Annotated in this window: 17 protein-coding genes; 3 read left to right on the forward strand and 14 right to left on the reverse strand. The window is 61.8% G+C overall.

What is annotated here, in order from left to right:
• Positions 1-5: 5 nt before the first annotated feature.
• Positions 6-779, reverse strand: a complete 774-nt coding sequence (locus ACYU0X_RS14360; RefSeq protein ID WP_461901407.1) for a hypothetical protein — start codon at positions 777-779, stop codon at positions 6-8.
• A gap of 88 nt (positions 780-867) precedes the next feature.
• Complete coding sequence (locus ACYU0X_RS14365) at positions 868-1,527, reverse strand: SDR family oxidoreductase (RefSeq protein ID WP_461901409.1); 660 nt, start codon at positions 1,525-1,527, stop codon at positions 868-870.
• A 386-nt stretch (positions 1,528-1,913) separates the two neighbouring features.
• Here ACYU0X_RS14365 and ACYU0X_RS14370 point away from each other — a divergent pair, with 386 nt between their 5' ends.
• Complete coding sequence (locus tag ACYU0X_RS14370; RefSeq protein ID WP_461901411.1) at positions 1,914-2,690, forward strand: MerR family transcriptional regulator; 777 nt, start codon at positions 1,914-1,916, stop codon at positions 2,688-2,690.
• 67 nt (positions 2,691-2,757) lie between these two features.
• On the opposite strand, the gene ACYU0X_RS14375 is transcribed toward ACYU0X_RS14370, so the two are convergent.
• Positions 2,758-2,967, reverse strand: coding sequence for a helix-turn-helix domain-containing protein (locus ACYU0X_RS14375; protein ID WP_309409349.1), 210 nt, complete (start codon positions 2,965-2,967; stop codon positions 2,758-2,760).
• A gap of 204 nt (positions 2,968-3,171) precedes the next feature.
• Here ACYU0X_RS14375 and ACYU0X_RS14380 point away from each other — a divergent pair, with 204 nt between their 5' ends.
• Complete coding sequence (locus tag ACYU0X_RS14380) at positions 3,172-3,651, forward strand: Lrp/AsnC family transcriptional regulator (RefSeq protein WP_309409351.1); 480 nt, start codon at positions 3,172-3,174, stop codon at positions 3,649-3,651.
• Between the two features lie 13 nt (positions 3,652-3,664).
• Here the strand turns inward: ACYU0X_RS14380 and ACYU0X_RS14385 are convergent, their stop codons facing one another.
• The 6 genes from ACYU0X_RS14385 to ACYU0X_RS14410 all read right to left on the reverse strand — a co-directional run bounded on the left by ACYU0X_RS14385 (position 3,665) and on the right by ACYU0X_RS14410 (position 9,310).
• A complete protein-coding gene (locus ACYU0X_RS14385) occupies positions 3,665-4,852 on the reverse strand; it encodes an MFS transporter (RefSeq protein WP_461901412.1) in 1,188 nt (395 codons plus the stop codon).
• A 10-nt stretch (positions 4,853-4,862) separates the two neighbouring features.
• Entirely contained in the window at positions 4,863-5,270 is a 408-nt protein-coding gene (locus ACYU0X_RS14390; protein ID WP_309409355.1) for an arsenate-mycothiol transferase ArsC, read from the reverse strand.
• A gap of 58 nt (positions 5,271-5,328) precedes the next feature.
• Complete coding sequence (locus ACYU0X_RS14395) at positions 5,329-6,075, reverse strand: ATP-binding cassette domain-containing protein (protein WP_461901414.1); 747 nt, start codon at positions 6,073-6,075, stop codon at positions 5,329-5,331.
• Positions 6,072-6,839: an ABC transporter permease gene (locus ACYU0X_RS14400; RefSeq protein WP_461902815.1), complete on the reverse strand. Its 768-nt coding sequence runs from the start codon at positions 6,837-6,839 to the stop codon at positions 6,072-6,074. The genes ACYU0X_RS14395 and ACYU0X_RS14400 overlap by 4 nt, the downstream gene beginning before the upstream one ends.
• Before the next feature lie 50 nt (positions 6,840-6,889).
• Positions 6,890-7,672 (reverse strand): molybdate ABC transporter substrate-binding protein, encoded by a 783-nt coding sequence (modA, locus tag ACYU0X_RS14405; protein WP_461901415.1) that lies wholly within the window; start codon positions 7,670-7,672, stop codon positions 6,890-6,892.
• Positions 7,673-7,888: 216 nt separating this feature from the next.
• On the reverse strand, positions 7,889-9,310 hold the full coding sequence (locus ACYU0X_RS14410) for a flavin monoamine oxidase family protein (protein ID WP_461901416.1): 1,422 nt from the start codon (positions 9,308-9,310) through the stop codon (positions 7,889-7,891).
• A 98-nt stretch (positions 9,311-9,408) separates the two neighbouring features.
• Between ACYU0X_RS14410 and ACYU0X_RS14415 the strand changes: the two genes are divergently transcribed.
• Positions 9,409-10,053: a TetR/AcrR family transcriptional regulator gene (locus tag ACYU0X_RS14415; protein WP_461901417.1), complete on the forward strand. Its 645-nt coding sequence runs from the start codon at positions 9,409-9,411 to the stop codon at positions 10,051-10,053.
• Between the two features lie 9 nt (positions 10,054-10,062).
• Here the strand turns inward: ACYU0X_RS14415 and ACYU0X_RS14420 are convergent, their stop codons facing one another.
• The 5 genes from ACYU0X_RS14420 to ACYU0X_RS14440 all read right to left on the reverse strand — a co-directional run bounded on the left by ACYU0X_RS14420 (position 10,063) and on the right by ACYU0X_RS14440 (position 12,292).
• The gene (locus tag ACYU0X_RS14420; protein WP_459274129.1) at positions 10,063-10,251 is read right to left on the reverse strand and encodes a hypothetical protein; all 189 of its coding nucleotides are present in this window, start codon (positions 10,249-10,251) and stop codon (positions 10,063-10,065) included.
• Positions 10,252-10,369: 118 nt separating this feature from the next.
• Positions 10,370-10,699, reverse strand: coding sequence for a hypothetical protein (locus ACYU0X_RS14425; protein WP_461901419.1), 330 nt, complete (start codon positions 10,697-10,699; stop codon positions 10,370-10,372).
• Between the two features lie 228 nt (positions 10,700-10,927).
• The gene (locus tag ACYU0X_RS14430) at positions 10,928-11,170 is read right to left on the reverse strand and encodes a hypothetical protein (RefSeq protein ID WP_309409382.1); all 243 of its coding nucleotides are present in this window, start codon (positions 11,168-11,170) and stop codon (positions 10,928-10,930) included.
• A gap of 220 nt (positions 11,171-11,390) precedes the next feature.
• Positions 11,391-11,675, reverse strand: a complete 285-nt coding sequence (locus ACYU0X_RS14435; RefSeq protein ID WP_461901421.1) for a DUF1540 domain-containing protein — start codon at positions 11,673-11,675, stop codon at positions 11,391-11,393.
• 128 nt (positions 11,676-11,803) lie between these two features.
• Entirely contained in the window at positions 11,804-12,292 is a 489-nt protein-coding gene (locus ACYU0X_RS14440) for an Lrp/AsnC family transcriptional regulator (RefSeq protein WP_309409386.1), read from the reverse strand.
• Between the last annotated feature and the right edge of the window lie 19 nt (positions 12,293-12,311).

Here is a 12,311-nt window from a genome sequence, read left to right on the forward strand (position 1 = left end):
GTGCCCTAACGCCGTGCCTTGACCTTGCGAACGATCAATAGCATCACGCTCAAAAGCATGGCCACCGCCAAGGTGGTCACCGCTGGCCACAAGGGTTCTTGGTCGCGGACGAGCTGCGCGCCGGTGTTCCACAGCCGAGCAATGCCCACATCCTGATGTTCGGTGGCGCCACGTAGCACCCAGAGGGTGGCACCAAGCACGCCGGGCATCAGCCACTGGATAAGCAATGCGAGCGCCCAGATGACGAGGTTGGCTACGCGAAGGAATCCCAGCACGCCCAGCGCGATCCCCAGACACAGCGGACCGGCCAGCTCCAAGTAACCCTGTACTCTCACCGGCGCGTGCAGCACGGTACCCATTGCTACAGCCCAATAGCTCGGGGCGAATCCCAGCACCGCGACGGCCAACACGAGAGAGATCATGGTGCCACGTGCGATAGACCACAGGGCAAGTTGACCCAAGAGCAGACACACCCCGACGGTCCATAATTGCACGGCGCTCAACACCGGCAAGGGTGAGGCCAGCGCCTTGGACGAGGCACCCAGTAGCGCACCAAATGTCAACGCCAGCACGCCAAGGCAGAACACCACGTCCACCACCACGGTGAAACGCAGAACCCCATCGCCCACGGTCCGGGCGAGTACGGCCACCAACAGAAGGGCCATGCCCATGGTGCCGAGCAGAGCCAGCGGCGCGGTGACGGCATGCGGCCAACTCTGAAATTGTGCGGCGCCGCCTTGAGCCAGCCACCACGGGCCAAGGGCCACAACTAAGGACATGAGCGCTGCCACGACTTGGACCCACCAAGAGTGCCATGCGCCGTGCGCTGAGTACGAAAGCGAAGCTGTTCCCACGCGCCTTATTCTGTCAGAAGGACTCGATGAGCTCACGCATCGCGGCGGACACTGGCTTGTCCCCGTCCACCAGCTCGATGACGCGGCGACGCAGGGCAGGGGTATAAATAGCCTCATGGATGAACTCGGCAACGTTATCCCGGGACACGGTCCCGTACTGAAGCGCCGGACCGGCGGCCACCAGGCCGCTACCCTCACCATCGGTCAGTCGACCGGGCCGCACAATCACCCATTCCAGATCTGTGGCGGCCAAATACACGTCGGCTTCGCGTTTGACGCGTATATAGTTCTCGAATCCGTCCGTGGATTGCGAGCCCCGATGCGCGTCCATAAACACCGAGACCAGAATGAAGCGACGCACCCCGGCACGCAGGGCAGCGTCCACCGCTTTTTCTAGACCTTTTCCGTCGATCAAATTGGTTTGTTCCACGCCGGTTCCATGAGCGCCCGCCGAGAAGACCACGAGGTCGTGCCCTGCAATCAGTTCCGCCAAGCGTTGCACCGAGTCTTCAATCAGGTCACCGCGCACGGCAGCCGCCCCGGTGCCCTCAATAACGGCGGCCTGTTCTGCCCTGCGGTGCATCCCCGTAACACGAGCCCCGGACCTGACGAGCATTTCGCTGAGTCGGCGACCAATCCCGCCAGCTGCACCGATCTGAAAAATTTTAGCCATGCGCGTTTCTTTCTCTACGTTTGATTGTCCTCGATACTACGCACTGAGGCGGCCCGCGCTCATTCTTTGACCAAAGAATGACCGCGGGCCGCCTCAAAAGTATGTCTAAGTCATCCGGCATGCTTGACCGGCGCTGTCCTCGGTGGCAGGTGGTGTACTGTCAGCCTCGGCGACGATGACCTCTCGGCGGTAGCCTCAAAGTCATTTTCTGGTACTAGATAACAACACACCCAACAGACTGCGCAACCGACTCACTTTGCACCGGTCATATTGATCAATTCGCTGCGATTTTCTTCTACACGGACGGGCATTTTGATCGTTCCGGTCCGTGGGCTGCGAATGAGCCCCTTGACCTTGACGTAACGTCAACCAATATCGTGGAGTCCATGAACGCTCAAGACCAGAGTCACGTGGCCGTACATTCGATCAATGAGGTCGCTCGGGCGGCCGGAGTCACCAGCCGCACCCTGCGTCACTACGATCACATCGGTCTACTGGAACCGGCGTTCACCGCGCCGAACGGATACCGCTACTACGAACAGCCACAAATCCTGCGCCTGCAACGGATCATTTTGCTCCGGCAACTCGGGCTCAAACTCGAGGTCATCGGCGAAATCCTCGACAACCAACGCGACCAAGTGCAGGCCTTGCAAACGCATATCGAGGATCTACGGCAGCAACGCGAGCTCCTCGACCGGCAAATATCCGCGCTGCGCACCACCATCGAGACCATCGACACGAAAGGAACGCTGGACATGAATAAGACATTCGACGGTTTCAACGAGCAATACAAGCACGAAGTCATTGCCCGCTGGGGAAAGGAGAGCTACGAGAGCTCCAACACCTGGTGGAAGGCCCAAGGACCGGAAGGACAACAGCAGATGATGCAGCGCGTCGCCGAGTTGAACACACGGTGGGCAGAACTTGGTGCCGCAGGAGCCGATCCGCAAGGAGCCGAGGCCCAAGAACTGGCTGCCGATCATGTCGACTGGTTGCGCAGCATCCCTGGCACGCCGGCCCACGATTCACCGCAGCACACCGCACAGTACGTGCGTGGCCTAGCGGACATGTATGTGGATGATCCCCGCTTTGCCGCGAACTATCAGGGGCAGGCTGCCTTCGTGCGTCAGGCGCTGATTCACTTCGTAGACGCCGAGGGCTAGGCCCCGTGCGCCATTACTTCTGTGGGCCCGTCGAGAGCATAGCGCTCCCGGCGGGCCCACACGGTGCTCAGTCTTCGCCGAGGCCCTTCGCGATTTCCTCTCGGGCTTCGCTGTACCGGCGCTGGATGTAGTTCTCCAGTTCCACACGTTCCACCCGCCACATCCCGCGACCACCGATCTGAATCGCGGGTAGCTCCCCGCTTTTCACCAGGGACCTGACCTGCGGGAGCTTCACGTTAAGCTCCTCGGCCACATCTTCCAATCGCAGAAACCTCATATACGAAAGCGTACTGCCCACCGGGCCGCAGAGGGGCACATCCGCGCAACTGTGGACATTTCGCGCTCGAATGGCACCCAGCATTCCGCAATAAAACCAGTCATAGCGTGCAATAAGGTTGGGGTTCGCTGGTCATATTGCCTAAAATTTTCTACGGGCCTTCACCTTCGGGTCACACGGATCTCAATACAGGAGACAGCAGCGATGAATCAGGATACGTACCAGCTCGATGAAACCGATCGGCGTATTCTGCTGGCTCTGGATAACGACCCGCGTGTTCCAATTATGATGCTGGCTCAGCAGCTCGGTTTAGCCCGCGGCACCGTTCAGTCGCGCCTCGAACGGCTCGCAAATTCCGGTGCCTTGCGTCCCAACACCGCACGGGTACGCCCCGCGGCCCTTGGGCGTGGCGTCTCGGCAGTGGTTAGCGCCGAATTGGATCAGGCCCGCCTCGACGATTCCATTGAAGCGCTGCGGCAGATCCCCGAAGTGCTCGAATGCGTCGCCCCGGCCGGCGACACGGATCTGCTCCTGCGCGTCGCGGCCAAGGACCCCGATGACCTTTACCGCGTTAGCGAGGTCATTCGACTCTGCCCCGGCATTACGCGAACCTCGACATCGATGATCCTGCGCGATGTAATCCCGTACCGCACCACCGCGTTGTTGCAGCACGACACCCCGTAGCTCCGCGAACGGCTCAGTGCTCGACCACCCGCAGGCCGCCGCGCCCGGGCAGGAAACGGCGCCCGGCAAGTACCAGCACAAGACACAGCCCGCAGGCCAGCGCCAAAAGCAGCACGAAATACAGCGAATCACCAAGATTTCTGAATAGGGCCATCAACGTCGGGAACAAGAACCCGACGTAGCACATGGCGTAAAAACGCCCGGTCAGCTTGCCGGCCTCCGCCTCGGCGGCCAGATCCAGCACCTGGGTGAGACCACCCTTGAGTAAGATCCCGTTCGCGCACCCGGCCGTAAACGAGCCCAAAAGTCCAACGAAGACCTGACCGGTCAGAGCGGCAAGGACGATGAAGGCGTAGGCCACTAGCCCCACGACGAGACCCAGCACGATCATCCGCACCGAATCCGGTCGATTAAACCGTTCCACTAAAGGCTGCACCAACACACCCATCCCCATGGTGAGGGCAACGGTAGCGGTGCTCACCAGCAGCGAAGGACCCTGAGAGTTATTCACGAGCGCCGGAACGATGGCGAAACCGCTGGTCGCAAGCCCGAAAACCCATGGTGCCATCGGTAGCACGAACCAGGTGAAGCGGCGCATATTTTGCGCACTTGTACCGGGCCCCGCGGCGACAACCACCTGGCGCGTGTCCGCCTCGGCGGCCAGTAGCCACAGCGGGATAAACCACAGCAGGGTGCTGGCGGAATGCGCCGCGTAGGCAACTTCCGGGCTGCCGCTCATCCCCACAATCGCTGCAGAGAGCACCGGGCCAAGTGCGAAGCCTAACGAGGTACTCAACCCCGCGCGGCTCGCTCCCTTCGCTCCGGCGCTCTGCTTGACCCAGGTAGTGGCCGCCACCATGGCCAACCCCATGCCCAGCCCGGTGAGCACGCGCCCGGCGTAGAGGCCCAGCGGATCAAACTGGCCCAGCATCATCACCAGCGATGCGGTCAGCGAGCAACCCAACGCCACCAGGGTGAAGGGTTTTCGGCCATAGCGATCGGCCCAGTTCCCGCCAAAGAGCAGGGCCGGCAACAGGCCGATCACATAGCTAGCCAACACCAGGGTGCTGGCTAGTTCGCTCAGCCCGCGCTCCTGCTGATACCAGCCCATCAGGGGCACATACTGATTGGCGCACCAGCCGGTCAGCACTAGGGCCACGGCCGGGAACCACCAGGCCGAACGCGATCGGCGCGAAACCATCGTGCCGATATCAGGCCTCGTTGAGTTCGTGGAACAGCTCGGTGACGCGCGTGGCGATTTCGTCGCGAATCATGTTCATGCGTTCGGCCCCGGTTACCCCGTCTTCGCTCGGTTCGTAGGTCACCCAGCGTTCGACGTTCACCTCCGGATCCAGGACCGGGCGTGCTTCGGAGCCGAGGATTACCACGCGGTCAGCCTCGGCGACCACGGCCGGATCGATTGCCTTGGGTACCCCGCCGGACATATCGGCGCCGGTTTCGGCTAACGAGGCCACCGCCTCCTGATTGATCCCCGAGCCGGGGTTGGTTCCGGCGGAGTAACTGGTAACCGTCCCCTTGGATATCTGGTCCATGAGGGCCGCAGCCATTTGCGATTTTCCGGCGTTACTGGAGCATATGAAAAGTACTTTCGGTGCCATGCTCACATTCAACCACCGATTGCGCGCACCACCACCGGCCGATACCAGATTGTTGCGTTCAACCGCGGGCCGGGTCATCGGCCGCGGGCAGGGTGGCGGCCACGGCGCGGACGAAACGCGTCTGGGGTTGTGCCAGCACGTGGCGCACCTGACCGCGCTGCACCACACTGCCGTGTTCGATCACGATCAGCTCGTCGGCCAATTCGACGGCGTCCACGGCCGAATGCGAGATGACGATGGTGCGGGTTTTGGTGCGGTCCAATTCGTGGCGCAACAGCGTGCGCATATCCGCGGCCGCTTCGACATCCAGGGATACAAAGGGCTCGTCGACCATCAGCATGCGCGGTCCGGCGGCCAAGGCTCGGGCCAGGGCCACGCGCTGACGCTGTCCCCCGGACAGCTCCGCCGGTTTTCGAGCGGCCATGTCCGGCAGGCCAATGCGTTCGAGCCACTGCTCGGCCAATGCCAATGCCGCGGCCTTAGCCATACCCGCGGCTCGTGCGCCAAAGGCGATATTCGCCCGCGCGTCCAGGTGCGGGAAGAGGTTCGGTTCCTGCCCGAGCAGGCCAATGGACCGGCGGTGCGGGGGCAGGTGCACGCCGGGGCTGGCCAGCACCGTGCCATCGAGGCTGATCCGCCCGGCGTCGATACGTTCGAGCCCGGCGATGGCCGAGACGATGGTGGACTTACCCGCACCGCTGGGCCCCATGAGGGCCAGCACCTGTCCCTGGTGCAGCTCAAGTTCAACGCGCACCTCGAAGGCTGCCCGTTGCACGGTGAAGTCTGCGAGAAACCCGGGGCTCATTTCAACGCTCCTGGGCGCCAGGCACGCACCGAAAGCAACACCAAAATGGCGGTGGCTAAGAGCAGCAAGGACAGTGCCACGGCCGATTCACGACCGGTGCCGGCCCCGTTGAACGCGGTGTAGATGGCCAGGGGCATGGTTTGGGTGACCCCCGGGGCATTGCCGGCGAACAGTGCGGTGGCCCCAAATTCGCCAATGGCCCGAGCGAAGCACAGGATGACCCCGGCCACCAATCCGGGGGCCGCGAGCGGCAGGGTGACCCGGGTGAGCACCATCCACCGTCCCGCCCCGAGCGTTGCGGCGCTCTGCTCGTAGCCGGCGCCCACCGAACGCAGGGAACCTTCCACGGACAGTACCAAGAAGGGCAGAGCCACGAACGCCTGCGCCAAGACCACCGCGGTGGTCGAGAAGGTCAGGCTCACGCCCCAGAGCGCTTCGATCCAGGCACCCACCGGGCTGGAGCGTCCGAAGAGGAAGAGTAATGCCACACCCCCAACCATGGGCGGCAAAACGAGCGGCACGGCCACCAGGGCGCGCAGCAGGTGCGCGACGCGTGCCGGGCTGCGGGCAATCACCAATGCGAGGGGCACTCCGAGCAGCACGCATACAGCCGTGGAGGCCAGTCCGGTGCGCAGTGAGAGCGAGAGGGCATCTAGCGCTTGCTTGCTGGTGACGTCCGAGAGCAAGGTGCCCCATGAGGCACGCGACACCAAGGCGATCAGCGGCAGCACCAGCAGTGCCAGCCCGAGCAATGCCGGGAGCATGGCAATCACCGGGGCACGGGTGCCCACATCAACCGGGACTCGGGCCACGGTTAGTTCTCGCTCGGTTCGGCCCGAGCACCAAAACCGTAGCGCGCCAGGATCTGCTGCCCCGGACCACCGGCGACAAAGTCGACGAACCGCTGGGCGGCCTCTTGGGTGCTTTGCTCCCCCACCGTCAGCGCGGCGGCCGGGTAGTAGTTCACCACCTCATCGGCACCGTCGGGGCGGATGGATTCCACCGCGTCGTCTCCGGCCACATCGGTGGCGTAGACCAGCCCCGCTTCGGCTTCACCGGCGGCGACCTTGGCCAACACGGCGGTGACGTTCTGCTCCATACTGGCGGGGGTCACCTTGACCGAGGCGTTGCGCAAGAGTTCCTGCGAGGCATGTCCGCAGGGCACCTGCGGGGCACAGAGCACGGTGGTGGCATCGGACAAGTCCGCCAGCGAGGTGATATGTCCCGGGTTTCCCTTCGGGACGGCGATCACCAGCGTGTTGGTGGCGAAGATGCGTGGCTCGGCGGTCAAACCGGCCTCCTGCACCGAGCGCATGTTGCGGGTGTCGGCCGAGGCGAAGACGTTGATCGGCGCGCCTTCGAGGATCTGCGTAGCCAAGGTGGAGGAGCCATCGTAAATGATCGACTCAATACGAATATCGGGGTTGGCCTTCTCGAACGACTGCTGCATATCCCCAAAGGCCCGCTGCAAGGAGGCCGCCGCGGCCACGGTGATCACCGTGGGCTCTTCGCTCGGCGGTGCCGATTCTTGCGGTGCGCACGCGGACAATGCCAATAGCCCCGCCAGCAGCAGAACGGTGGCTCGAAGTGCACGCATGCGATGTTCCTTTGTTCGGTTCTCCCTCGACGATGCCATGCTATCGCCCCACCCGGGTCCCGGCGAACACGCGTCACGTACCAAGTCATACGGGACTCTTGGCGGCTACCGGTGATACAGAACGGCGCGGGGGGCTGCCATGATCATGGCAGCCGCCCCGCGCAGCGCTTACCCCCGGATGAGGTGGCAGTGCGCTCGTCGTTCCGTGCTCGGTGGTTACTGCATAACCAGCGACGCGATCGACTTTTCGCCGTCGTAGGACTCGTCGTACGCGGTGCCATCCAATTCGGCGACAATGCGTGCGGCGGTGCGGCGGCCCATGCGGACCGCGCCGTCGACGTGCTGGTAGCCGGCGCCGGCCAAATCCGAGGAGGAGAAGTAAATCGGCCCCACGTTCTCGTTTTGGCTCGGCCCGAAGCGGTACAGACCGCCAAGGTCGTAGCTGGTGGCGTAGGCGCCGCGGGTCCATTCCTCGGAGCCGAAGTCGGATAGGTAGAACACCTTCGGATCGAGTGCCTTGTCGCCTAGGAATTCGGCGATGGCCTTCAGAATCGTTTCCTTGCGCTCTTCTTCGCTATCCATGGCCCAGATCTTGTCGGCTTCCACATCGGAAATGAAGCCCACAAGAGTACCGGTGGATTCGCCGTCGAAGGTGTTGTCGTAAATTTCCTGCACCAGGTGGTTCGGTCCGAAGCAGGTACCCGAGAGGCCTTCTTCGCGCCAGAACGGGGTCTCGTAGACGGCGTGCACCTTGATGACCAGACCCATCGACTGGTGCTGGTGGGTCACGTGCTGCCAGCGCGGCAACGGCGGGAAGTAGCTGATGCGGTTGTAGAGGTTTGGCGGAACGGCCAAGATGACCTTCTTGGCGCTCACGGTCACGTCCGTACCGTGGGCCACCACGCCGTCTTCGGACCATTCAAGCTTCAGCACCGGGTTGTTCAGGAAGAGCGTCTGCTCGTGGAGGCGCTCGGCCACTGCCTTGGACACACCCTGCATGGTGGACTTCATGCGCCGATCCAGGATGAAGTCTTCGTCGACGAGGTTGTCGAACGAGCCGGCGGAGGCTGCCATCAACACGGCCTGCAGTGCCGAGAAGGTGTGGGCTGGCTTGGTGAGCATGCCGCCGGCGATGAACAGGCCGACGTTCAGGCAAGCCAGCTCGTCATCGGACTGTTCGCGTAGCCAGTGGTGGAAGGAAATCTTGTCCAGCTCGGCGGCCTGCGGGTGATCCCAGGGCTTATCCGGGTTGGTCGCGGTGGCCAACTCGTTCATCAGGCCGATGAGCTTGTTCATTTCGGCAACCGTGTGCTCGGAGACCGGGAAGTCCGCCCCGTCATATACGGTCACGGTGCCATCGGTGGCACGGTAGACGCTCTTGCCCTTCTTGTAGCGTTCGAAGGTCTCGATCCCGAGCTCGTCGATCAGGTCGTAGAGAGCGGTCTGGTCCGGGCTGATCCACTGTCCACCGATCTCGATGGTGGCCCCGTCCATGACGTCGGTCCACGTGCGCCCGCCAACGCGATCGCGGGCTTCCAAGACGGCCACGGTCTTGCCGACCTTTTGCAGCTCATAGGCTGCGTTCAAGCCGGAGGGGCCGGCGCCAACGACCACAACGTCGCGTTCCAGATGCTTCATGAAGGGATTCTCCTCGTTCAAAATGAATTGAGTTCATTTATCTTTGAATCCAGCATAGGGTATCGTGACGGTTTTGTGAAGTAGTCGACGTCAGGGAGATGATCGTGGTCGAAAATAGCCACCGCAAGGCGGGTCGTCCGCGTACCAGCGTGCTCGATCGTGAACGCATTACGCAGCACGCGCTCGAATTGGTCACCGCCAGTGGCTATGAGGGGTTAACCATGCAACGCCTCGCGAAGTCCTTGGGTGTCTCTCCGTCGGCGCTCTACAACCACGTTGATTCCAAGCAGGATCTATTGCAGTGGATCCAGGAAAGCGTGATGACCCAGGTCGACAGCTCCGGCTTCGATACGCTGCCGTTGCGCGAGGCGCTGGGCCATTGGGCCACGAGCTACCGGGACACCTTCTCCAATCACATTCCGCTCATCCCGGTCATCGCGGTGCTGCCCGTTGCCGATTCGCCCCGAACCTTGCGCATGTATGAGCGGGTCGCGCGCGCACTGACCGAGGCAGGTTTGGCTCAGGAACAGGTCGTGCCCACGATCGTGGCTCTGGAATCCTTCATCTTCGGCTCGGCAATGGATACCTCGGCACCGCATGACATCTTTGATGCCGGCGCACACCATGAGGAAACACAGAATTTTACCGAGGCCATTGAGGCACAGCGGCGTACCGAAGTGCCAACCTCCGACGCGTCTTTTCAGCGTGGACTACGGGCACTAATCGACGGTATGGTGCCGTAGCTTCGGCAGTTAGTCGTCGAGCAGGGCCCACTCCCCGACGCCCTCTTGGCGGGTATCGAATACTTCACCCTCTACGCCGTGTTCCATGGGATACAGCTCAATATGGTTGGCCAACGACCTGAGCACATGCTGCAGCTGCTCCAGCGGTTGCTCCTGCATGGTTTCGGTGTCGAAATTAACCTCTAGTACGAAACGCATTGCCTACTCCCCTCGGTGGAATTGTGCTCATCCTATGCGTTGCCTCGCCGAAAAACGAGGCTGCAATGTACAAAATCCCATGCACCTTTCGGTACATGGGATTAGCGAGGTCGGCGCGTTAGAAGCTGTAGCTCGTCAGGTACTGCAGGCTGTCGGCACCGCCGACGTGATAGAGCGCTAGGAGTAGGCCGCCGAAAACGACACCGGCCACAATGCTGTAGCCCAGCGAAATCTTAGCCAGGGTCCGTGCCTCACGGCGTGAGACGGTTGCCTCGTCGTTCAGGAAACGTTCGGCAGCGCCTCGCATGGAATCTGCTGGAGTGAGCGCTCCGACGCGGGCCACAAGGTTGGCTGCCGTATCGGTCTGACCGTTGCGCAGGTAAGCCACCGTGCGACCATTCTTGCGGTCTTGACGGAACTTGATGATGTTCGCGCCATGGCGCGCCAACAAAATATCTTCCCCCCAACGGAATGGTGCTCATGCGTGTTCTCCCGATTCACTAAGTCTGTGCACCATCTAGTAAATCCTGTGCCGCATGTTCGGTTGACCAAAACCCGCCTCTAGGCCAGCAAGCTCACAGCCCCATGTGACTAACCGGGCATCCGCGCGCCCCTGACGGCTGGCCTGGCAATGCAAAACGGGCAACCCTTCGCTACGAAGGATTGCCCGTTCACGCTATGCGGTTTTCAGATGCTTTTCTTGCTTCTGCTGTTTCTTGGCCTCACGCACCCGACGCTGGAGCACCTTTGTCTCTAGGTCCTCGGGGGCGGCCAGGCCCAGCTTCTTCGCCTGCTTCACTAGGTTCTTGCGGATTTCCTCCGCCTGCGTGCGGCGATAGGCCAGCACCAAGAACACACTGATCACGGCCAGCACCAATAATGTTGCCAACGCGGTAGCCACGGTGAACTCGATATTCATGGTTCGACCTCCTGATTCTCTCGTCCATAGGTCTTCGTCGGCGACCTGCCGCAAAGACCGTGGTCCATGAAAGGATCATCAAGTCTAGCATTTTTCTTCGAATAAATCGATTCCCCGCCCTGCATACTCGCTGGTACGTCCCCGCATTCGAAGACCTGCAACATGGTTTTGGGCAGAACAAACGGGACGTGGTTACACGTCCCGTTGGCTCTTGAATTCTTTACTTATGTTCGTAGGTCAGACAGTCGGCGACATCGGCCCCCGGTCCGACCTTTACCTGCGGTGCGTTGCACATCAGGTGATCGTTGTGTGCGCATTCGGATCGCTGGCAGGCGCCGACGCTGGCCAGCACCTTTGGCAGTCCACCATTGACTCCAATGTCAATAAAGGTGGCGCACTGAGCGTGTTCGGAGGCACCGGCGATCGTAATACCGGAAGCATTGCAGTGCGTGTGATCGTTAAACGAACAATTCTCGACGCTACATTCGGTGACTTTCGTTTCCATTTTCCCTCCAACGGGTCGGGCTCTAGGAACTTGGTGAGCCCAGCGTAACCCCAAATGGTCCGAGCAAATTAGTGCTGATTTTATGGCCCATTTAGCCGCCCACGTGTGGCGCGGACCGCAGGGCCGGCTCAGTACTCGTCGGTGCCGATGCTGTGCTCGAAGACGATGGAGGTCTGAGTGGTGGCCACGGCGGGGTTGGCCGAGAGGTTGTCCAACACGAATTGGCGCACATCGGCCGAGTTGCGCACGGCCACGTGCAGCACGAAGTCATCGGCCCCGCCGAGGAAGAACAGCTGTCGCACCCCGGCCTTGCGCCGCATTTCGGTGGCAAAGCTCGACATTAAATGCCGCGCCCCGGGCCGAATGCGCACAAAGATCAGCGCTTCGAGTTCACGGCCGAGGACCTGCGGATCGACTTCCACGGTAAAGCGTGAAATCACGCCGCTTTCACGGAGGGCATTGAGCCGCGCCAGGCAGGTCGATGCCGCAATACCCAGTTCCTCGGCCAGCGAGTTATTGGTTCGCCGCGCATTCTCGGAGAGCAGTCGCAGAAGTTTACGATCGAGATCGTCGAGTTGCGCGCGACGCGGTTCTCGCGCTGGTTGGCTGGTCGGCATCGGCTAGGCCTTCCGTCTC

This window comes from Glutamicibacter sp. X7 (assembly GCF_054889245.1).

Coding starts and splice junctions, on each gene's coding strand:
- ACYU0X_RS14430 (WP_309409382.1), bottom strand. CDS start 11,170: ATGAATATCGAGTTCACCGTGGCTACCGCGTTGGCAACATTATTGGTG.
- ACYU0X_RS14400 (WP_461902815.1), bottom strand. CDS start 6,839: ATGCTCCCGGCATTGCTCGGGCTGGCACTGCTGGTGCTGCCGCTGATC.
- ACYU0X_RS14370 (WP_461901411.1), top strand. CDS start 1,914: ATGAACGCTCAAGACCAGAGTCACGTGGCCGTACATTCGATCAATGAG.
- ACYU0X_RS14380 (WP_309409351.1), top strand. CDS start 3,172: ATGAATCAGGATACGTACCAGCTCGATGAAACCGATCGGCGTATTCTG.
- ACYU0X_RS14375 (WP_309409349.1), bottom strand. CDS start 2,967: ATGAGGTTTCTGCGATTGGAAGATGTGGCCGAGGAGCTTAACGTGAAG.
- ACYU0X_RS14360 (WP_461901407.1), bottom strand. CDS start 779: ATGTCCTTAGTTGTGGCCCTTGGCCCGTGGTGGCTGGCTCAAGGCGGC.
- ACYU0X_RS14440 (WP_309409386.1), bottom strand. CDS start 12,292: ATGCCGACCAGCCAACCAGCGCGAGAACCGCGTCGCGCGCAACTCGAC.
- ACYU0X_RS14390 (WP_309409355.1), bottom strand. CDS start 5,270: ATGGCACCGAAAGTACTTTTCATATGCTCCAGTAACGCCGGAAAATCG.
- ACYU0X_RS14410 (WP_461901416.1), bottom strand. CDS start 9,310: ATGAAGCATCTGGAACGCGACGTTGTGGTCGTTGGCGCCGGCCCCTCC.
- ACYU0X_RS14415 (WP_461901417.1), top strand. CDS start 9,409: ATGATCGTGGTCGAAAATAGCCACCGCAAGGCGGGTCGTCCGCGTACC.
- ACYU0X_RS14395 (WP_461901414.1), bottom strand. CDS start 6,075: ATGAGCCCCGGGTTTCTCGCAGACTTCACCGTGCAACGGGCAGCCTTC.
- modA (WP_461901415.1), bottom strand. CDS start 7,672: ATGCGTGCACTTCGAGCCACCGTTCTGCTGCTGGCGGGGCTATTGGCA.
- ACYU0X_RS14420 (WP_459274129.1), bottom strand. CDS start 10,251: ATGCGTTTCGTACTAGAGGTTAATTTCGACACCGAAACCATGCAGGAG.
- ACYU0X_RS14435 (WP_461901421.1), bottom strand. CDS start 11,675: ATGGAAACGAAAGTCACCGAATGTAGCGTCGAGAATTGTTCGTTTAAC.
- ACYU0X_RS14385 (WP_461901412.1), bottom strand. CDS start 4,852: ATGGTTTCGCGCCGATCGCGTTCGGCCTGGTGGTTCCCGGCCGTGGCC.
- ACYU0X_RS14365 (WP_461901409.1), bottom strand. CDS start 1,527: ATGGCTAAAATTTTTCAGATCGGTGCAGCTGGCGGGATTGGTCGCCGA.